16 protein-coding genes are annotated in these 21,006 nt (G+C 65.4%); 11 read left to right on the top strand and 5 right to left on the bottom strand.

Features of this window, described 5'->3' with window-relative positions; genetic code table 11:
• The first annotated feature begins 211 nt into the window (after positions 1–211).
• The 4 genes from AC3WJU_RS20755 (at position 212) to AC3WJU_RS20740 (ending at position 4,938) form a co-directional block, all read left to right on the top strand.
• Positions 212–1,630, top strand: a complete 1,419-nt coding sequence (locus AC3WJU_RS20755) for an extracellular solute-binding protein (protein WP_059387228.1) — start codon at positions 212–214, stop codon at positions 1,628–1,630.
• Positions 1,627–2,595, top strand: coding sequence for a carbohydrate ABC transporter permease (locus AC3WJU_RS20750; RefSeq protein WP_059387229.1), 969 nt, complete (start codon positions 1,627–1,629; stop codon positions 2,593–2,595). Before AC3WJU_RS20755 ends, AC3WJU_RS20750 begins: the two co-directional genes overlap by 4 nt.
• Positions 2,596–2,687: 92 nt before the next feature.
• Positions 2,688–3,491: a carbohydrate ABC transporter permease gene (locus AC3WJU_RS20745; RefSeq protein ID WP_236818659.1), complete on the top strand. Its 804-nt coding sequence runs from the start codon at positions 2,688–2,690 to the stop codon at positions 3,489–3,491.
• 25 nt (positions 3,492–3,516) lie between these two features.
• Entirely contained in the window at positions 3,517–4,938 is a 1,422-nt protein-coding gene (locus AC3WJU_RS20740) for a glycoside hydrolase family 32 protein (protein ID WP_492260731.1), read from the top strand.
• Between the two features lie 115 nt (positions 4,939–5,053).
• Here the strand turns inward: AC3WJU_RS20740 and AC3WJU_RS20735 are convergent, their stop codons facing one another.
• A complete protein-coding gene (locus tag AC3WJU_RS20735) occupies positions 5,054–6,124 on the bottom strand; it encodes a LacI family DNA-binding transcriptional regulator (protein WP_492260730.1) in 1,071 nt (356 codons plus the stop codon).
• A 337-nt stretch (positions 6,125–6,461) separates the two neighbouring features.
• Between AC3WJU_RS20735 and AC3WJU_RS20730 the strand changes: the two genes are divergently transcribed.
• The 3 genes from AC3WJU_RS20730 (at position 6,462) to menD (ending at position 11,571) form a co-directional block, all read left to right on the top strand.
• Positions 6,462–7,451, top strand: coding sequence for an o-succinylbenzoate synthase (locus AC3WJU_RS20730; protein ID WP_492260729.1), 990 nt, complete (start codon positions 6,462–6,464; stop codon positions 7,449–7,451).
• A gap of 109 nt (positions 7,452–7,560) precedes the next feature.
• Positions 7,561–9,645: a PhoX family protein gene (locus tag AC3WJU_RS20725; protein ID WP_492260728.1), complete on the top strand. Its 2,085-nt coding sequence runs from the start codon at positions 7,561–7,563 to the stop codon at positions 9,643–9,645.
• A 216-nt stretch (positions 9,646–9,861) separates the two neighbouring features.
• Complete coding sequence (menD, locus tag AC3WJU_RS20720; protein WP_492260727.1) at positions 9,862–11,571, top strand: 2-succinyl-5-enolpyruvyl-6-hydroxy-3-cyclohexene-1-carboxylic-acid synthase; 1,710 nt, start codon at positions 9,862–9,864, stop codon at positions 11,569–11,571.
• A gap of 109 nt (positions 11,572–11,680) precedes the next feature.
• Here menD and AC3WJU_RS20715 read toward each other — a convergent pair whose 3' ends face one another.
• The 4 genes from AC3WJU_RS20715 to AC3WJU_RS20700 form a co-directional block, all read right to left on the bottom strand.
• Entirely contained in the window at positions 11,681–12,457 is a 777-nt protein-coding gene (locus tag AC3WJU_RS20715; protein ID WP_306959051.1) for an amino acid ABC transporter ATP-binding protein, read from the bottom strand.
• Entirely contained in the window at positions 12,454–13,428 is a 975-nt protein-coding gene (locus AC3WJU_RS20710) for an amino acid ABC transporter permease (RefSeq protein ID WP_059387234.1), read from the bottom strand. The genes AC3WJU_RS20715 and AC3WJU_RS20710 overlap by 4 nt, the downstream gene beginning before the upstream one ends.
• Positions 13,429–13,463: 35 nt before the next feature.
• On the bottom strand, positions 13,464–14,417 hold the full coding sequence (locus AC3WJU_RS20705) for an ABC transporter substrate-binding protein (protein ID WP_059387235.1): 954 nt from the start codon (positions 14,415–14,417) through the stop codon (positions 13,464–13,466).
• Between the two features lie 200 nt (positions 14,418–14,617).
• The gene (locus tag AC3WJU_RS20700) at positions 14,618–16,030 is read right to left on the bottom strand and encodes an isochorismate synthase (RefSeq protein ID WP_492260726.1); all 1,413 of its coding nucleotides are present in this window, start codon (positions 16,028–16,030) and stop codon (positions 14,618–14,620) included.
• Between the two features lie 140 nt (positions 16,031–16,170).
• On the opposite strand from AC3WJU_RS20700, the gene AC3WJU_RS20695 reads away from it, so the two are divergent.
• The 4 genes from AC3WJU_RS20695 (at position 16,171) to AC3WJU_RS20680 (ending at position 20,838) form a co-directional block, all read left to right on the top strand.
• A complete protein-coding gene (locus AC3WJU_RS20695) occupies positions 16,171–16,947 on the top strand; it encodes a demethylmenaquinone methyltransferase (RefSeq protein WP_492260725.1) in 777 nt (258 codons plus the stop codon).
• Positions 16,948–16,969: 22 nt separating this feature from the next.
• A complete protein-coding gene (locus AC3WJU_RS20690; protein WP_492260724.1) occupies positions 16,970–18,313 on the top strand; it encodes a geranylgeranyl reductase family protein in 1,344 nt (447 codons plus the stop codon).
• Between the two features lie 9 nt (positions 18,314–18,322).
• Positions 18,323–19,426 carry a polyprenyl synthetase family protein gene (locus tag AC3WJU_RS20685; protein WP_059387239.1) on the top strand — a complete coding sequence of 368 codons (1,104 nt, stop codon included), beginning with the start codon at positions 18,323–18,325 and terminating at the stop codon, positions 19,424–19,426.
• Positions 19,427–19,932: 506 nt separating this feature from the next.
• Positions 19,933–20,838, top strand: coding sequence for a DUF559 domain-containing protein (locus AC3WJU_RS20680; RefSeq protein ID WP_059387237.1), 906 nt, complete (start codon positions 19,933–19,935; stop codon positions 20,836–20,838).
• Positions 20,839–21,006 lie beyond the last annotated feature (168 nt).

Here is a 21,006-nt window from a genome sequence, read left to right as displayed (position 1 = left end):
GATATGGGGGGTTGTGGGCCTGGGGTTGGGCGCGGTTGGTGAGCGAGGGTTTGCCGGTTTGGCCTTGTATCCGAGCGAGCGTCCGGGAAAAAGGGCACATAGGTGAGCGGGCGTCGGGGACGGGTGAGGGAGCCGTAACACGAATGTGACGCTTGACACGTGTTAGGTGATGGATTTACGCTACCTAACACGTGTTAGGAAGGAATTGGACATGGCAGGAAGCAATGGGAAGTTGCGTGAGATCTCACGCAGGACGGCCCTTGGTGCCTTGGGTGCGGGAATTGTCGGAGCAACAGTGGCGTCGTGGCCGCGGTTGACCGGCATGGACATCCCGGGCCGCGGGGACAACAGCCTTAGCATCGCCATCTTGGGAACCGCAGCGGACGCAGCCGCCCGCCAGCGGGTCATCGATGCGTTCGCGAAAGTGCACCCGGAAATCAAGGTGAAGGTCCAGGCCATCCAGGCCGCGGACTGGAAGGACTTCTTCACCAAGATCCTCACCATGGTGGCAGCAGGAACGCCACCGGATGTGGTCTACGTGGCCACGGAAGGTGCCCAGCTCTTCGCCGAGAAACTGGCGCACCCCTTGGACGAGTACCTTCGCCGCGACGCCGCGGACATGAAGGAGTACTTCGCGGACGTCCACCCGAGCCTCGTGGAGGCGTTCATGTACAAGGGCAGCCTGTTCCAGCTTCCCATCGACTGGAACGCCGCCAACATGTACTACAACACCTCGGCGCTCCAGCAAGCCGGACTCGAACGTCCTGCGGATAACTGGACCCAGGTGGATTTCCGGAGCACTTTGGCTTCGATGCGCAAAGCGAGGCCGCAGGACTTCACTCCGTACTACTGGACCAACAGGCTCTTCGGTGGCGTGGTGCCCTGGCTCTATGCCAACGACACCAGCTTCCTCAAGGAATCCAAGTCCACCGGCGGCGAATGGCTCTGGGACAGCTTCTACGCCCAGGATCCGTCACGCGGGCTGCGCTCCGGCGGCTACCAGTGGCTTGAGCCCAACGCGGATGACCCGCGGGTGTACGAATCGTTCGACTACCTCCGCGGCCTCGTCAAGGATGGCCTCGGCGTTCGTCCCGAGGAGGGTGGCGGAAATTCACTCGTCGGGCTGTTCGCCTCCAACAGGATCGGCATGACCCCGGCCGGCGGCTACTGGGTGGAAGGCCTCCACGAAGCCGGAATGAAGGAAGACGGCTTCGACGTCCAGTTCTTCCCGCGGTGGCGCACCCAGCGGCACCAGTTCGGCACTGCCGGCTACGCCATCATGAAGACCGCCAAGGACAAGGACGCGGCGTGGGAGTGGCTCAAGTTCGCTTCCAGCCTGGAAGCCATGCGCTTGGTCTTCCCGACGCCGAACACCACCCCGGCGCGCCGTTCCATGGTCAACGAGCAGTTGTACGCCGGACGCGGACCCAAGCACTGGAAAGTCTTCTACGACACCCTCGACAAATTCCCCACCACAGGTCCCATTCCGGCACCGCCCCAGCAGGCCGCCGTCGAGACCGCCCTGATGAAAAACGTATCCCTGGCCGTCAGCGGTGATGAGAACCAGCTCAAGCAGGCCCTCGCCTCCATGCAACGCGACCTTGAGATCGCCTTGAGGAGGCAGGCATGAGCACGGCAACAACGGGCACGTCCACCAAACGCCGCAACGGCGCGGGGCCCAAGCGCCGCAACGGCGCCGGAACCGGGGGCGACACAACCGGGAGACAGCGTCAGCGCTGGCTGCCCTGGGCGTTCCTCGCTCCCACCATCCTTGGCATGGGGCTGTTCACGCTCGTGCCGATCGTTGCATCGGTGGTCCTCGCCTTCTTCCGCTGGGACATTATTTCGGCGCCAAGTTTCGTCGGGTTCGACAACTTCGCCGAAGTGGTCCAGGACCCCACGGTGCGCGTCTCGTTCCTGAACACCATCCTGTTCGTGGTGGTCGCCGTCGCGCTTCAGCTCGGCCTCGCTCTAGCACTGGCGATCATGGTGCAGGAGAAGCTCCCGGCCTGGCTTCGTGTCTTCTTCCGCAGCGCCTTCTTCTTCCCGCTGATCCTGTCCGCGGCGTCGGTGTCCATCTTCATGCGCTACCTGTTCAACGAACAGTTCGGCGTGGTCAACTGGCTCTTGTCCTTCGTCGGCATCCCCGCCGTCCCGTGGCTGACGACGCCGGCCGGTTCTGCCGCCGTCGTGATCCTCGTGTACGTGTGGCAGAACTTCGGGTTCTCGTTCCTGTTGTTCATCGGCGGACTGGCGTCCATCCCCACCGAAACGTACGAGGCCGCGTCGATCGACGGCGCCACGGGCTGGCGCAAGCACCTCCACGTGACGCTGCCCCTCCTGAGCCCCACCACCTTGGTGGCGTCCGTCATGGCGATCATCAACGCCCTGCAAGTGTTCGACCAGCCCTACGTCCTCACCCGCGGCGGCCCAGGCGACGCCACGCGCACCGCAGTGATGGTGATCTTCGAGTCCGCGTTCCAGCGCCTCGAGTTCGGCCAGGCCTCGGCGATCGGCGTCATCCTCACGCTGATCATCATGGCCATTACCGCCGCCCAGTTCCGGCTCAGCAAACGATTCGTCTTCTACCAGTAAGGCCCGCCATGACTACAACCTCAACCCAGCGCGCCGCCGTCGATCGCTTGGCTCCCCAGCGGCCCGCGCCGCGAAAGAAGCGGAACTGGAGCATGGCGGGACGAATCGTGCTGCTCCTGATCGCGTCCGTTTTCATCCTCGGTCCGGTGCTGTGGACCCTGTCCACCTCGCTGCGGCCGCCGGCGGAATCGTTCCAACTGCCGCCGTCGTTCCTTCCCCTCAACCCCGATTTCTCGTCGTACGACCAGGTCTTCAAGCAGCTCAACATCATGCTTCTGGTCCTCAACAGCGCCCTCGTGACGGGACTGATCGCCGTCGGGCAGATGTTCACGGCGGCGCTCGCCGGTTACGCGTTCGCGAACCTCAAGTTCCGCGGCCGCGGGGCACTGTTCTCGATTGTGCTGGCCACCATGATGGTCCCGGCGCAGGTGACGATCGTTCCGGTCTTCATGCTGATCCGCGGCATCGGCCTGTCCGACACGCTCCTCGCGCTCATCCTTCCGGCGATCCCGACGGCGTTCGGCACCTTCCTGATGCGGCAGTACTTCCTGGGGCTGCCAAGTGATTTGGGCGAGGCCGCCGCGATCGACGGCGCCTCGCCGTGGCGCACGTTCCGTTCCGTGTATGCGCCGCTGGCGATGCCGGGCATGGCGATCGTCGGCATCCTGGCTTTCAACTACCACTGGAACGAGTTCTTCCGCCCGCTCATCCTGACCATCTCCGAGCAGAACTTCACGCTCCCGCTGGGCCTGGTGTCGCTGCAGGGCAACCTGGGCACGGGCAGCATCTCCGTGGTGCTGGCAGGCGTGATCCTCTCCATGATTCCCGCCCTGGTGGTGTTCATGTTCGGCCAGCGCGCCTTGCGTGACGGACTCACCGCCGGCACCGGCAAATAGCCTCTACTTCCCTGAAAGGACTTCGATGACGGACCTCATTTCGTCCACCCCTGCACTCGCCGCGGCGGCCACCCACCCGGACCCGGCTTTCCCGCGCTTCCACCCGCGGCCGGCGCACGGCTGGATCAACGACCCCAACGGCGTCAGCTACATCAACGGCCGCTACCACGTGTTCTTCCAGTTCAACCCGGAATCGGCACGGCACCACCGGATCCAGTGGGGCCACGTGAGCTCCCCGGACCTGGTCCACTGGGATGAACACCCCGTCGCGCTGCGCCCCCAGGATGGCGGGCCGGACGAGTTCGGCTGCTGGACCGGCGTAGTGACCGACGACGGCGGTGTCCCCACCGCTGCGTACTCCGGCGTGCGGGGCGATGGTGGTCACTCGCAGGTGGTGATTTCCCGGGGCTCGGCGGACCTGGTGTCCTGGGAACAGGATGGCCACATTGCCGCTTCCATGCCGGACGACGGCCTTGTCACGGCCGTGCGCGACCCCTTCATCTTCCACTTCAACGGCAAGCGCTACGCCATGCAGGGCGCCGGGCTGGCCAATGGACATGCTGCTTTGCTGCTGTACACGGTGGAGGACATGTCCGACTGGAAGTACCAAGGCATTTGGCTGACCACGGAAAACCCGGTGGCGGCTGCGCAGACGCCGGCTGAGATCTGGGAGTGCCCGCAACTGGTCCGTGTGCCGTCTGACGAGGCGGCGTCCGACGGGGACGACACCTGGGTCATGATGTTCTCCCTGTGGCTCTCCGGGGATGACCACGAGCACGCAAACGGAGTCGGCCACCTGATCGGCTCGCTGGCCGAGGACCCGTCTACCGGGCTGCCGGTTTTCGTCCCGCGTTCCGGCGGCAGGTCCGACCTTGGCAGGGACTTCTATGCTCCGCAGATTGTCCAGCTGGACTCTGCGTCTTCGTCCGGCTCGGAGTCGGAGCCGCGTGCCCTGCTGTGGGGATGGGCTAACGAAGGCCCGGGTCGTGATGGCCGGCGTGGCCGTTCGCAGGACGAGATCGACGCCGCAGGCTGGGCGGGCGTCTTAACCCACCCGCGCTTCCTCTCGGTTGAGGACGGCGCATTGGTGGTTGCTCCGGCGCCGGAGGTGGACGCTTACCGGGGTCCTGTCCTCGCGGCCGGGGCTTCCGGGGCCGTTGACTTGCCGCCGTTTGCCGAGGCAGTTGTGACGGCTGGGACTGTTGCTGGAGCCGGTGAGGTTCGGCTGGTCCTGGCCTCCGGCGCGGAACGGCAAGTTGTGTTTGCAGGGCCGTTGTCCGAGGGCGAGGAACTCCGCATCTTCGTGGATGCTTCCTTGGTGGAGGTGTATCGGACAGGTTCCGTCGCCACGACACTCCGCGCCTACCCTGCGGCCGGGGAAGCATGGATCCTTGAGCTTCCCGAAGGTGCGGCCGCGGAGGTCTGGGAACTGAAGCTGCCGGAATAGGCGGCAGGCCGCCGTCGGGCACTCAACTTTTGACCACTTTTGGCCGGTGCTGCAGTCCGGGATCCCCGTATTTCCGCGGATTCCCGGGCGGCGGCCCGGCCAAAAGTGGTCGGATCTAGAGAGCGGGTACGGGCCCGGTGGACTCACGGACCACCAAACGGCAGGGGACCATGGTTTCCAAGCCGCCGTTGGCCTCGAAACCGCCGCCGCCGCCCGTCGTCGGACGCCGTGCCGGGTTCTCAATCTGCCCAAGCAACATGCTCATCGCGGCCGCGCCCATTTCGCGCAAGGGAAGCGCCATGGTGGTGAGCGCAGGGACCATGGTGGCCGCGATGCGGAACTCGTCGTCGTAACCCATAATCGAGAGGTCGCGCGGTACGGAAAGGCCCAGCCGCGCCGCAGCCAGGGCGACGCCGATGGCGAGTCGATCGTTCGCGCAGACAATCGCCGTCGGCCGCTCGGTGGCGGAGAGCAGGCCCATGGCGCCGTGGAAGCCGTCGTTGATGTCCCAACCGGCCATGAACACGCGGTCTTCGCGGACCGGGATGGCGGCCTTGGCCATGGCCTCCCGATGCCCCACGATGCGCAGGGGCACAGCCGGTGAGGTGGCGGCCCCGGCGAGGAATGCGATATCGCGATGGCCCAGCTGCAGGAGGTGCTCTGTGGCTTCCCGACCGCCGGAAACTTCGTCCGGGATCACGTGGTGCAGCCGTGGGGCGGGGCTGCTGTCGTAGCAATTGGCGAGGACAGAGGGGACCCGCAGCATGCCCTGGGGGACGTCGAGCGGCTTCAAACCGACCGTGACGTACATCAGCCCGTCCACTTGCCGGTCCAACAGGGTCTCGACGGCGCTCTCGTCACGGGAGGCGTCGCGCTCGGTGTCCATCACGACGGTGACGAAGCCGTGGGCGCGGGCGACGTCGTCGGCGCCGCCGATGATGTTGCCATCGAACGGGCTCACCACCACCTCGTCCGACACGATGCCGATCACGCGCGTTCGCTGGTTCCGAAGGCTCAGGGCGATGGGGTTGGGGGAGTAGTTCAGGTCCGCTGCGGCCTGCCGGATGCGGTCCTGGCTTTCCTTGGCCACGTTGCCGTCTCCCCGGCCGTTGAGCACCAGCGACACCGCACTCCGCGAGACGCCCGCCCGTTTGGCGACGTCGAGTGCTGTGGCCTTGCGCTGCATGCGGGCTCCTCCGGCTGTGGTTCCGATTCTTGCTGCATTCTACCTAACGCGTGTGAGGAGTGGTTCCGGTCCACGTTCCCCGCGTTCCCCAGCCCGACGCTCGCTCACATATATGGCCTTCCAGCCGAACGCTCGCTCACATCATGAGCGAGCGTCGGCCGAAAACACCCCAAAGGTGAGCGAGCGTCCGGAGGGGCGCGCGTGCCACGCCGGCCCCACGACGCCGGGCGGGCCCACGACGCCGGGGGCCCCACGACGCCCGGCGGCCCCACGACGCCGGGCGGCCCCACGACGCCCTAGGAACCGACCCGGCGCCGCCCCACGCTACAGTGAAACCATGCCTCCGTTCCCCACCCTCGACGAGCTCCTTGCCACCACAAAAGTGGTCAGCCTGCCGATGCGGGTCAAGTTCCGGGGAATCACCGAGCGCGAGACCCTCCTGTTCCGCGGACCGGCCGGATGGGGCGAATTTTGTCCGTTCCCTGAGTACGGCGACGCCGAGGCCGCGCGCTGGCTCGCCGCCGCCGTCGAAGCCGCATGGCAGGGTTTTCCGCCGCCGCTGAGGGACACCATTCCCGTCAACGCGACCGTCCCCGCCGTGCCGGCCGCCCGGGTGCCAGAGGTCCTGGAGCGCTTCGGCCGCGTGGACGCCGTCAAGGTCAAGGTCGCCGAGCGCGGGCAGGAACTGGCCGACGACGTCGCGCGCGTCACCGCAGTCCGCGACGCCCTGCCGGACGCCGCGATCCGGGTGGACGCGAACGCAGGCTGGGACGTGCCGCAGGCGGTGGAGGCACTTGGGCGGCTATCCGCCGTCGGGCTCGAGTATGCCGAGCAGCCCGTGCCGCAGATCGAGGGCCTTGCCGAAGTCCGCCGGCGGCTCGTGCAGCAGGGCACGCCCGTGCTCATCGCCGCCGACGAATCCGTGCGCAAGGAAGACGATCCCCTCAAGGTGGCCCGCGCGGGCGCGGCGGACCTGATCGTGGTCAAGGTGGCGCCGCTCGGGGGAGTGCGGCGCGCGCTGGACATCGTGGCGCAAGCCGGGCTTCCCGCCGTCGTGAGCTCGGCGCTGGACACCTCGGTGGGGATCCGCGCGGGGCTCGCGCTCGCGGCTGCGCTGCCGGAGCTGCCGTACGCGTGCGGGCTGGGGACTGTCCGGCTGTTCGCCTCGGACATCACGCATGATCCGTTGGTGCCCGACGACGGCGCGATCCGGGTCCGCGAAGCCGTCGCCGACGAGGGGCTGCTGGAGCGGTATGCGGCTCCCGCAGAACGTCGCGACTGGTGGCTGGACCGGCTCCGTCGCGTGCACGCACTCCTTGAGGCATAGATTGCTGGGAAAAGTCTGGGAATTCACCGGAACTTAACCGGAGCGTCCTCTCGGATTCCGATAGCGCTGTAAGGGTTGGGAAATCACTCAATCCCCGGAGGTATTTCCCATGTCTGAATCAACCAAGCGCAAGTTCGACTTGCTCCCCATGCTCGGCCATACGAAGGGCAAGCGCAGCCCCGTGACGTGCGCCCTGAAGTGCGACAACGCCTGCTCGGGCGAGGTGTGCAATACGAGTTCCAACGCCTACTTCCGCGACATCGCTTCCGCAGCCGTGTCCCGCCGCGCCGCCCTGGGCTTCGGCGCCGTCGGTGCGCTCGCCGTCGTGCTGGGCGGAAGCCTTTCCGGCAACGTTCCCGGCGGCGCTGGCCTGTCAGCGGCGGCGAAGACGGGCTTCGACAAGGCCAAGCTCAAGTTCGCGCCGATCAAGCCGGTCGATTACACCGTGGACGCGTTCACCGTCCCGGATGGATTCGCGTGGCAGCCGATCATCCGTTGGGGCGATCCGCTCTTCGCAGACTCGCCGGCCTTCGAGCTGAACGGCCAGACCGCGGCAGCGCAGGCCCGACAGTTCGGCTACAACAACGACTACACGGACATCCTGCCCATCCCGGATTCCAAGGACCGCCGTGCCGTGCTCTTCACCAACCACGAGTACACCAACGAGAACATCATGTTCCCGGCAACTTTGGCGGCCGCGGAGGCGCGCGCGATCGGGCGTGCCGCACACGGGCTCACGGTTGTGGAACTTGAGCGCAAGAACAAGAACAAGCCGTGGAATTACGTCAAGGGTGCGCCGCTCAACCGCCGTTTCCTGACCGACACCACCTACGAACTCACCGGACCCGCCGCTGGCACGGACTTGGTGAAGACCATCGACGATCCCTCAGGCCGGAGGATCAAAGGCACCCTCGGCAACTGCTCCGGAGGCACCACTCCCTGGGGCACCATCCTCTCCGGCGAGGAAAACTTCAACGGCTACTTTGTGGCTCCCGGCACCTCGGCGGGCGACAAGCGCTACGGCCTCTCCAACAAGGCAACGGCCCGTAAGTGGGAGCTGGATGAGCCGCGTTTCAACACCAACAACGCCGGCTACGCCAACGAGTCCAACCGCTTTGGCTGGATTGTTGAAGTCGACCCGTTCGACCCCTCCTCCACACCCAAGAAGCACTCCGCCATGGGCCGCTTCAAGCACGAGGGCGCCAACGTGATAGTTGCCGACTCGGGCCACGTGGTGGCGTACATGGGCGACGACGAGCGCTTCGACTACCTCTACAAGTTCGTCTCCAAGGGCAAGTACATGCCCGGCGACTCGGCCGCGGCACGCCGGAGCAACATGGACCTTCTCTCCGAGGGCGACCTCTACGTTGCCAAGTTCACCGGCGACTCTCCGGCGTCGGAGATTACCGGCAACGGCGCGCTTCCCTCCGACGGCGCCTTCGACGGTTCCGGCGAGTGGCTTCCCTTGGTGGTCGACTGCGTCTCCGCAGTTCCGGGCATGTCCGTTCCTGAGGTACTTGTCTACACCCGCCTGGCCGCGGACAAGGTCGGCCCCACCAAGATGGACCGCTGCGAAGACGTCGAACCCAACCTGGCCACCGGCAAGGTCTACGTGGTCTGCACCAACAACTCGGACCGCGGCAAGCCTGGAAAGGAAGGCGCCACCGAGGTCAACCCGCGCACCCTCAACCGGGACGGCCACATCGTGGAAATCACCGAAACCGGTGACCAGACGTCTACGCGCTTCAATTGGACGCTCCTGATGGTTTGTGGAGACCCCGCCAAGAACTCCTCGACCTACTTCTCCGGCTTCCCGGCCGACAAGGTCTCGCCCATTTCCTGCCCGGACAACGTCGCTTTCGATTCGGCAGGCTACATGTGGATCGCCACTGACGGCGCGCCGTCGTCGATCGGGTACGCGGATGGCCTCTTCAAGGTCACGCTGGATGGCAGCGAACGCGGCAAGGTTGAGCAGTTCCTCGCCGTGCCGCGCGACGCCGAGACGTGCGGACCGATCGTGCACGACGACGAGCGGACCGTCTTCGTCGCCGTGCAGCACCCGGGTGAGGAAGGGACGTTCGACGCCCCCCACTCCTTCTTCCCGGATTACGTGGGCGCCGGAGCCGCCCCGGCCGCCGGCCAGGTCCGCGCCCCGCGTCCGTCGATCGTGCAGGTGTTCCGCAAGGACAGCTAGGGGTTTCCGTTCCCCCCTTTCCCGACGCCTTCCCGACCAACGCACCGGCTGACGCCCGCTCACCTATGTGGGTCTTTCGGCCGACGCCCGCTCACGTATGTGGGTCTTTCGGCCGACGCTCGCTCACTCTCTTCAAGGGAGTGAGCGAGCGTTTGGGGTTTTGGCCCTATAGGTGAGCGAGCGTCGGGAGGGAGGCGCCGCTAATAGACTGGTGCGGTGACTTCGCAAGGCTCCCTGAGCTCCCTCGCCGCTGCCCGTATCGCCGTCAAGGCGTTGCTCGACGGCGGTGTGCGGCACGTGGTGGTCTCTCCCGGATCGCGATCGGCACCCATGGCGTATGCGCTCGCCGAGGCCGAAGCGGCCGGGAATGTCCGCCTCCTGGTGAGGATCGACGAACGTTCGGCTGGTTTCACGGCCTTGGGCTTGGCCCTGTCGACGGGAGCCCCGGCGGCCGTCCTGACCACCTCGGGCACCGCCGTCGGGAATCTTTTGCCTGCGGTCATGGAAGCCAACCACGCCGCCGTGCCCCTCGTAGTCCTTTCGGCCGACCGCCCGGCCGAGCTCCACGGCACCGGCGCCAACCAGACCACCATCCAACTCGACCTCTTCGGCGACCACGTTCGCTTCGCCGTCGACATCGCCGCGGGCAGCAACCCGAAGCGGGCCGTCGAGACCGCCATCTACGCGGCCACCGGCGCCCTCGCGGACACGCCGCCCGGCCCAGTGCAGCTCAACCTGGCCTTCCGCGAGCCGTTGGTTCCCGAACCGGGCGAGGCGCTGCCCGCCACCAAGGGCCACGGAGTTTTCCACTACGATTCCGGTCCCCAACCATTGAGCATGCCCCCCGCTCCCTCTGAACTGACCGAGCGGCGGACGGTGGTTTTGGCAGGGCACGACGCCGGTCCGGTCGCCGAGGCGTTCGCCCGCGCCCACGGCCTTCCCTTGCTCGCCGAGCCCTCCTCCAACGCGCGCTTCGGTCCCAACGCGGTCGGCCCGTATCGCCTCATGCTGGACAACTTCGGGCCCGGGTCTGCTCTGCCGATCGAGCGGGTGGTAGTCTTCGGGCGGCCTACGCTGTCCCGGCCCGTCGCCGCCCTCCTGGCCCGCAACGACCTCCCCGCCGCCATGTACGAGCCCGTTCCGGTGGCCTGGTATGAACACGGCCGGCGTCGCGAGGAACGCTTCGATTCCCTGGCTGAACTGGCAGGGTTCGCCGGCCGCGGCTCTGATGATTGGCTCGACGCCTGGCTCCTGGCCGGGGCTGCGGCCCAACACACGCTCGACGGCGTCCTCGAGGCCGAGCTGGCGACCAACGGACCCGCCGTGGGAGCCGTCGTCTGGAAACACGCGCGCGGGCAGCTGGTCCTGGGCTCCTCCAACGGCATCCGCGACGTCGACCTCGCCGGACAGCCCGACCCCGAGCCTCTCGCCACGGTGTTCGCGAACCGCGGCCTCGCCGGCATTGACGGAACTATCTCCACGGCTACGGGAATCGCCCTCGGCGCGGGCCGCGAAACCACCCTCCTCCTGGGAGACGTCACCTTCCTGCACGACGCCGGCGGCCTCCTCCTCGGAGCCGGCGAACCCGGACCGGACCTGCGCATCGTGGTCCTCAACGACGCCGGCGGGGGCATCTTCGGTCTCCTTGAGCACGGCAAGGTGGAGGACGACGGCGGTTACGGCACCGCCGTCGAGCGCCTCTTCGGCACCCCGCACAGCGTGGACATTTCAGCGCTCGCCGCGGCATACGGCGTCGGGCACACCTTGGTGCGTACGACGGCGGAGCTCGCCGCAGTGCTTGCCTCGCCTTTGAAGGGGCGCAGCATCGTGGAGGTACGCACGGACCGGTCTGGGTTGCGTCCCTTGCACGCGCGCATCAAGGCCGCAGTGGCTGCGGCAGTATCCCAGGTGCTCCTCGGGGCGTAGATGTTCGGCCCTGGCGACGCGCAATCTGGCTGACGACACGGAAATGCCCTGACGCGGCTAGATTTCCAGCCGCGTCAGGGCATTTGAGCGTCGCACGTCGCAGCAGGAACTACAGCACGCGGCTGAGGAATTCCTTGGTGCGGGCGTGTTGGGGGTTGGCGATGATTTCGCGGGGGTCACCGGATTCCACCACCACACCTCCGTCCATGAAGGTCAGGCGGTCGCCGACCTCGCGGGCAAAGCCGATCTCGTGGGTCACCACGATCATGGTCATGCCGGACTTGGCCAGGTCCTTCATCACGTTGAGCACATCGCCCACGAGCTCGGGATCAAGGGCGGACGTCGGCTCGTCGAAGAGCATCAATTCCGGTTCCATGGCCAGGGCCCGGGCGATCGCGACGCGTTGCTGCTGGCCGCCGGAAAGCTGAGCCGGGTAGTGGTTGGCTCGATCAGCCAGGCCCACCCGGTCCAACAATTCGAGGGCGGCCTTCTTGGCATCACCCTTGGATTTGCCCTTGACCTGCACGGGCGCTTCCATCACGTTGTACAGGGCGGTCTTGTGGGGGAACAGGTTGAAGCGCTGGAAGACCATGCCGATTTCCCGGCGTTGCGCGGCGATTTCCTTGACCTTCAGGTCGTGGAGGCGGCCGTTGACTTCGCGGTAGCCGATCAGCTGGTCGCCAACGGAAATGCGGCCGGCGCTGATGGTTTCGAGGAGGTTCACGCAGCGGAGCATCGTGGACTTGCCCGAACCGGACGGGCCGATGACAACGGACACTTCGCCCTGGTTGACCGTCAGGTCGATGCCGCGGAGCACATGGTGTTGGCCGTAGTACTTGTGGAGGCCTTCGATCCGCACCAGCGGTTTCTGGGTGGTGATCGTCATTTTGCGTCCTCCTCGGGGAAGTCCATCTTTAAGGACGGCTCAGCTTCGGCGCTCGGTGCCACTGCGGCAGCGGCCTTGGCGGCTGCCGGGTTGATGACGGCCGGGGCCAGGTTGGTGTCCACGCCCTTGCCGTAGTAGGCCTCGATGTAGTGCTGGCCGACCATGAGGAGGCTGGTGATGACCAAGTACCAGATGGCTGCCACGATCAGCAGCGGCACCGGAAGGTAGATCCGGTTGGCCAGGGCGTTGGTCGCGAAGGTCAGGTCCAGGGTGAACGGGACGGCCAGGACCAGGGAGGTGGTCTTGAGCATGCCGATGGTTTCGTTGCCGGTGGGCGGGACGATGATGCGCATTGCCTGGGGCAGGATGATCCGCCACATGATCTTGCCGTTGCCCATGCCCAGGGCTTCGGCGGCTTCGGTCTGTCCCTTGTCCACTGACTTCAGGCCGGCCCGGAAGATCTCCGCCAGATAGGCGGATTCGTTCAGGCCTAGCCCCAGGATCGCCGCAACAAGAGCCGTAATGACGGTGCTCGTGTCCACGCTGAACAGTTCGGGGCCAAACGGCACCCCTGCGCTGATCTTGGGGTAGAGGACGGCGATCAGGCCCCAGAAGACCAACTGGGTGTAGACCGGGGTGCCGCGGAAGAACCAGACCCAGACCCAGCTCGTGTAGCGCAGGACGGGGTTGTCGGACTGGCGCATCACGGCCAGCAGGATGGCCAGGACAATGGCAATGACCATCGAAGCTACGGTCAGGAGAAGCGTCCAGCCAACACCCTGGACGACCTTCACGTCCAGGATGTAGGTGCCCACAACGTCCCAACGGAAGTTGTGGTTCGTGATCACGCTCTGCACCATAAGTGCTAGTACGCCAACGATGACGATGGCGCTGATCCAACGGCCAGGGTGCCTGACAGGCACCGCGTCGTTCAGCACTGGTGCTGCGTGGCCTGGTTGATGATGATCCATCTGTGCACCTGATTTGTTATCGGTGGCGGGAATACTCAAGACTTGACCGCCGGGTTGACCTCGGACTTGGTGATGGCGCCTTCGGCGTTGCCCCAGCCGGTGAGGATCTTCTTGTAGGAACCGTCAGACATGAGCTTGGTCAGGGTCTTCTGGATGACATCGGCGAGGGCGGTGTCCGACTTGGCAACAGCGATGCCCTGGGGAGCGGCGTCGTACACATCGCCGAGCTTCTCAAGCTGTCCGTTGGTCTGCGTCAGGGCGTAACCGATGATGGGGGAGTCGGCTGCCATCGCGTCGATGCTGCCGTTGACGAGACGGGTGGTGACGTCGGTCTGGTTCTTGAGTGTCACGATGTTGATGGGCTGCTTGCCGTCAGCCGCGCACTTCTTGTTGCGGCCGGAGAGGTCCGGGTCTTCCTGGACCGTGCCGGTCTGCACGCCGATGGACTTGCCGCAGACGTCATCCAGGGAGAACTTCTTCGGGTTGCCCTTCTGCACGGCCCACGCGGTGCCGGCGTTGAAGTAGCTGACCATATTAACGGCGCCGAGACGCTCAGGGTTGATGGTGAAGGACGAGATGCCCAGATCGTACTTGGGGCCGAGGGCCGGGAGGATGCCCGTGAATTCGGCGGTCTGCACCTGGACCTTCAAACCAAGGGTGGCGCCGATTGCCTTGGCGATGTCGACGTCGTAACCAACCGGGGTCTGGCCGTCGGTTCCGAGGAATTCCGCAGGAGCGTAGGTCGTGTCCGAGCCGACGGTCAGCGTGCCCTTGGACTTGATGGCCGCGGGGACCAGCGCAGCGAGGGTGTCGTCCTTGGTGATGGTGCTGGGGTCAAAGCTTGCATTGGCACTGCCGGAAGGCGAGGCGGCGCTCGACGGGCCGGCCTCTGAGGCGTTGGTGCAGGCAGTCAGTGCCAAGGCGCCGATTGCGATGATGGTTGCAGCCTTGAGCGTCGAACTGACCGGGAGCGAACGGAATTTCTGCATTTTCTTACCTTTTTTTGCAGTGGATGCGAAACTAATCGGTTCATAGTGTAGCGCCGAACATGAGATGTGCGTCACAGAAAACTAAGTTTTACTATTGGATAACCTACCAAGTAAAAAATCAAGACCCCCAACGTGGCTATTGTCTCGCACCCCAGACAGTTGGGAGGGTAGGTTTCGAACGGAATCCTCGGGTTTGAGGCTTAGTTGCTGATCCCCAGCGACTCGAGCATCGGCCGGAATTTTGCCCAGGTCTCGGCCAGCTCGGCGTCGGGAACAGAGCCTTCCACGATCCCGCAGCCCGCATAGAGGCGCACGGTGGTAGGACTCTCGATGATCGCGCCGCGCAGTGCGATGCCCCACTCGCCGTTCCCCGCGGCGTCGAGCCATCCGACCGGCCCCGCGTACGGCCCGCGATCCATGTGCTCAAGCTCCCGGATCAGTTCCCCGGCAACCAGAGTAGGTGTCCCACACACGGCGGCGGTGGGATGGAGGGCGTTGATCAGCGCAAGGCACGTAGGGACATGTCCCTCGATATCGGCGAGCTCGGCCTTCACATCCGATGCCAAGTGCCACACATTGGGCAGTTCCAGGATGAACGGTTCGCTGTGGGCGTTCATGGCCTCGGAGAACGGCGCGAGCTGGGTGGTCAGCGACTGGATGGCGATCTCGTGCTCGTGCCGTTGTTTCTCCGAACCGGCCAGCACGCGTTCGGCGTATTCCATAGGGGAGCCGTCCACGCCCTCGGCGTCGCGACGGTCCAGCGTCCCGGCCAGGACCCGCGCCTGCGCTGTGCGGCCCTCCACCTGGATGAGCATTTCCGGCGTCGCGCCCACCAAGCCGTCGACGCCGTAGGTCCAGCATTCGCGGTAACGGCTGGCCAGCTGCTGGAGCACTTTGGCGGCGTTGACGCCGTCGGGCAGCGTCGCCACGACGTCGCGCGCGAGAACCAGCTTCTCCAGCTTTCCGGTGCGGATTTCCGCCACGCCCTCGGCCACGGCCTGCTTCCAGGCGGCCTCGCTCAGTGAACCGCTCTCCAGCGTCACCTTCCCGTCCCCCAACTGGCTCGCACTTGTTGTCGTTTTGGGCCCTCTAAACGACAACAACTGCGAGCTAGTTGGGTGCCCGACGCCGGAGCCTCCTGCCGCCGTAAGCTCACCGGCCGCTGACTCGCGTTTCCCTGACTCGCCGCTGAGCCAACCCGCGAGGGTGGCGAGCGCTCCCGCCTCGGTGAGTTCGACGTCGTCGAGCGTCAGCTGCGTGAGCCAGGACTGCCCATCCCGGATACCGACAACGATTTCAGGAAGGATCAAGCGGGACTCAAAGTCGGACGTCTTGGAGAAGGCAAAGGAGCCAAAGGCCACTGGGCCGGTGCCGGGGAGCTCAAGGGGATCCGTGACGTCGGCCTCGATGACGAGGTGGCGCCACCAGATGTCGGCCTCGAGGAAGCGATCGGGTCCGGAAGCGGTGAAGCGCGCGAGTTCGCCAAAGCCCACCAGTCCGTTCTCTCGGCGGGACCAGCACAGGACATCGTCCCGGACCAGAAATGACGGCAGTCCCCCGGAGGATGAATCAACATCGAGGGGGACTGTCAAGGTGCGGAGCGTACTCGTCATGATGGAACAACATTACTCCCGCGCGCAACGGTAGCCGCGCTGGCCGGAACGGAACCTGGAACGGGAACCCGGCGCGCGAACCGGGCCTGGACCGGAGTGCCCCGAAAGTTCTTCCCATATTTGTCTGAGACAATTGCAGGGTGAACCGAGCATCCTTGGAAAAGCGTCCGGACGAAGTTGCGACGATGTTTGACGATGTCGCCCCCAAATACGATGTCGTCAACGATGTCCTGTCCATGGGGCAGACCCGGCGTTGGCGCCGCGTCGTCGTGGATGCGATGGATGTTCGGGTAGGCCAAAAGGTCCTGGATCTGGCTGCCGGTACCGGTACGTCCAGCGAACCGTACGCGGACGCCGGAGTGGACGTCGTGGCCTGCGACTTCTCGTTGGGAATGCTGAAGGTGGGCAAGCGCCGCCGTCCGGACATCAACTTCGTTGCCGGGGACGCCACCGAGCTGCCCTTCGCGGACAACTCCTTCGACGCGTGCACCATTTCCTTCGGCCTGCGCAACGTCAACGAACCACACAAGGCCCTCGCTGAGATGTTCCGAGTCACCAAGCCGGGTGGACGCCTGGTCATCGCGGAATTCTCCGCCCCGGTCGTGCCCCTTTGGCGGACCATGTACACCGAATACCTCATGCGCGCACTGCCTGCCATCGCCACCAAGGTCTCCTCCAACCCGGACGCCTACGTGTACCTCGCCGAGTCCATCCGCGCGTGGCCGGACCAGGACCACCTGGCCGCGTGGTTGCAGGAAGCCGGCTGGACCGACGTCAACTACCGCAACCTGAGCGGCGGCATCGTAGCGGTGCACCGCGCCCAGAAGCCCGGAGCCGAACACCGGGAAAGCGTTCCCGTGGCCAAGCTGCGCCGCCAGATCAAGCCGCGCCGCCAAGCCGGCGATCAGTCCCGCTAACCGGCCTATTAACAAGGACGCTGTGAACGTACTGATAGTCGGCGCAGGGCCAGCCGGGTCCACCGCCGCGTACTACCTTGCCCGGGCGGGCATTTCCGTGACCGTGCTGGAAAAGACCAGCTTCCCGCGTGAGAAAGTCTGCGGCGACGGCCTCACTCCGCGCGCCGTACGCGAAATCCAGAAGCTCGGCCTCCCGCATGCCGAGGACGAGGGGTGGCGCCGCAACAAGGGGCTCAGGCTCATCGCCGGCGGCCGCACCATTGAATTGCCGTGGCCCGAGGTCGCCGACTTTCCCACCTACGGACTCATCCGCACGCGCCTCGGATTCGACGAGGAACTGGCCCTGCACGCCCAGTCGGCCGGCGCCGTCGTCCTTGAACGCCACAGCGTCACCGAAGCACTGCGCGACGACGCCGGGCGGGTGATCGGCGCGCGCGCCGCGCTGCTCGACGAGTCCGGACGCAAGACGGGCGAAACGCGCGACTTCCATGCCGACGTCGTGCTCGCCGCGGACGGCAACTCGACGCGGACCGCCGTTTCGCTTGGCATGCACAAACGCGACGACCGTCCGCTCGGCGTCGCCGTCCGCACCTACTTCACCTCGCCCCGACACGACGACGACTGGATGGAAGGCTGGCTTGAGCTTCCGGGCAAGTCCGGAAAGCCGCTGCCCGGTTACGGCTGGGTTTTCGGCGTCGGGGACGGCACGTCCAACGTCGGCCTGGGCATCCTGAACTCCTCCAAGGAATTCGGCAAGCTCGACTACAAGCAGGTCCTGCGCGAATGGACCGCCGGCATGCCGTCCGAGTGGGGTTTCACGCCCGAAAACCAAGTGGGGGAGATCCGCGGCGCCGCGCTGCCGATGGGCTTCAACCGCACGCCGCACTACTCGCCGGGGCTCATGCTCCTGGGCGACGCCGGCGGCATGGTTTCACCATTCAACGGCGAGGGCATTTCCTACGCCATGGAGTCCGCCCGATTTGCGGCCGAGTTTCTTGTTGATGCGTCCGTCCGCTCGCGTTCAGCCCGGTGGACAGCCGACGACGCCGACGCGCACCTTTCGCGGTACGCGGACTACGTGCGGGACCAGTGGGGTTCACACTTCACCCTGGGCCGTGTCTTTGCCGCCCTCATTGGTAAGCCCGCCGTCATGAAACTCGCACTACGGACCGGCATGCCCATTCCGGTTCTTATGCGCTTTGTGGTGCGGATGCTCGCCAACCTCACGGATACGTCCGCCAAGGGTTTCGAGGACCGCGCCATCCGCGTCCTCGAGATGCTGGTCCCGGCCACCTCCAACACCACGTCCACCGCCGCTTCCACCCGTACCGGCACCGAATCAACGCTTTCCTCCGCGAAAAGTTAGGGTTAACCCGTGACTCACTCTGCTGAACACAGCTGGACGCACGCCGGGCACGGCTTGCCGGATGCTGTCGAACCCGCTCCCACCACTACCGCGATCGCCACTGGCCTGCAGCTTCCTGCCGGTTTTGCGGCTATCGCCAAGGACGTGGAGCTGGGTCCTGCCATCACCACCAACCTTGCCCGCGTGGAAAAGAAGCTCCGCGAAGCAATCGCCAACTCGGATCCCCTGGCTGACGCAACGTCGCGTCACCTGGTGGAAGCCGGCGGCAAGCGCATCCGCCCGCTGTTGACTCTCCTGTGTGCCCACCTCGGTGACGCCTCCCGTCCGGAAGTGGTCCAGGCCGCCGTCGTGGTTGAACTGACCCACCTCGCCACCCTCTATCACGACGACGTGATGGACTCCGCGCCCTACCGCCGCGGTGCCCCCACGGCGCACGAAGTCTGGGGCAACTCGGTAGCCATCCTCACGGGTGACCTGATCTTTGCCCGCGCCTCGATCCTGGTGTCAGAGCTCGGTTCGCGTGCCCTGGGGATCCAGGCCCGCACCTTCGAACGCTTGTGCCTCGGGCAACTGCACGAAACCGTGGGCCCACGCGAAGGCGAGGACGCGGTGGAGCACTACCTCTCCGTCATCGCCGACAAGACCGGTTCCCTGGTTGCCGCCTCGGGCCAGCTGGGTGCCATCTTTGCCGGCGCCGACGAAGCCTTCGAAGACGTGCTCGTGGAGTACGGCGAGAAGGTCGGCGTGGCCTTCCAACTAGCCGATGACGTCATCGACGTGACCGGCGTCAAGGTTAAGTCCGGCAAGTCTCCGGGCACAGACCTCCGGGAAGGCGTTCCCACGCTGCCCGTCCTCCTGCTCCGCAAGGCCGCCGACAACGGTGACCACTCCGCCGTCGAACTCTTGAAGCTGGTTGACGGCGACCTGTCCTCCGATGAAGCCCTGGCCCTGGCCGTCGCGGGGCTCCGCGAGCATCCTGTCACCGCGGAATCCTGGGTGATCGCGCGCCAATGGTCCGCTGAAGCCATCGAAGCCTTGAAGCCGTTGCCCGAAGGCGTGGTCAAGGAGTCGCTGACCAACTTCGCACACGCTGTAGTGGAGCGCGCCAGCTAGTCCCTGGCGGCGTGGGCAGCCCTGCAGAGGGTGCCGTCGTTCTCGCCCCTTTTCCTTCGTCGCAGACCCAACTGACTCGCAGTTGTTGTCGTTTTGAGCCGTTATAACGACAACAACTGCGATTCAGTTGGGTCGGGCCGGCGGGGGCTGGGCTTAAATGCAATGGCCCCGGTTCCTTGCAACGCTACGAGTCACGCGCTGCAACGAACCGGGACCATAATCTCCGTTCGCATCAGATCCACCGGAGGCATTTAGTGAATCCGGTTACAGCATATGACAACTTTGTCACGGGTGCAACTTTCCCGGTCAAAGGGTTTTTCGGAGTTTTCGGGGAATTCTGCGCGCCGTCCTGACCTTCTTTGAATTCAAAATGGCCCCGACACGCCTGAGAAGGGGTGTGTCCGGCAGTTTATGGACCCAAAGAAGGTCAGGAAGGGCCAGCAAAGTTGTCCACATAGGGGAACCCGGAGCTACTGTCGCCTGAGCGATGCTGCTGGAGTGGCCGCATGGATATAGTGCAATTCCTCCAGAGGCGGGGCGGTGCGGCCCGGACTGCGCAACTGCTTAGAGCGGGCTTTCCCAAGTCGGCGTTGGCCCAAGGGCTCCGCAACGGAACGCTCAACCTGTTGCGCCGTGGGATCTACACGATTGAGGGCGCCGATCCAGGCATCGTTGCTGCGCTAGCGGCGAATGGCGTCTTGACCTGCGTTTCGGCTGTTCGTTTCTACAATTTGTGGCAGCTGCAGGAGCCAGGAGGCGTCCAAGGACTGGGGAGTTCCCGGAAACCCGAGGCCATCCATCTCAGCTGCGGTAGCGGCCTAGTCCGGGACGGTGTGGTGGACCACGCCCGATGTAGCCACCCGGGGCATCCGTACCTTCCTGTGGCCGGCCTAGCTGATGTCCTTATCCACGCCCTGAGATGCCGACCCGAACTGGAATCCTTGGTAATTGTCCAGTCCGCAGTTAGCCGCGGGTTGATCACCGCAGACTTCCTTAAGACGAAACTGCAAGGCAACCGCAACGGAGCAGCGAGGGCTGCGCTGGATCTTGTGCTGCCCAGGGCTGATTCCTTGCTGGAAGTGCTCGCACACACGCACTTTGTCCGGGCGGGTCTCCGGGTCCGGATGCATGTGGAACTGGCGGGGGTGGGGGAGGTGGACTGCTTGATCAACGAGTGCCTTGTAGTGGAACTCGACGGCCATACGCATCTGGAGCCGCGGCAGGTCAAGAAGGACCGGTACCGGGACAACGCCAGTGTGAAGGGTGGGCTCTTGTCGTTGCACTACTTCTACCAGGACGTGGTCCACCGTCCTGAAGAGATGGTCAACGAGGTCTTGACCGTGTTGCGGCACCGGGAAGTCGGCCGCTTCGCCCCCGCAAGATACGCGCCCGGGTGGGTGCCGCCGTCGTGATCCAGCAGCAGACTCCACCAAAGCCCGGGCCGTCCTGACCTTCTTTGGCACGAAAAAAGCCGCGACACACCCTGATCCAGGTGTGTCACGGCTCCTCGAAATTCAAAGAGGGTCAGGAAGGCGCGCCCCCGGCGGTCGAAGGCGCGCCCCCGGCGGCCCCGGCAGCCC

The organism is Arthrobacter sp. FW306-1B-F12A (assembly GCF_058781865.1).
The sequence above is the reverse complement of the archived record's forward strand: the minus strand, read 5'-3'. Positions and strand labels throughout refer to the sequence as shown.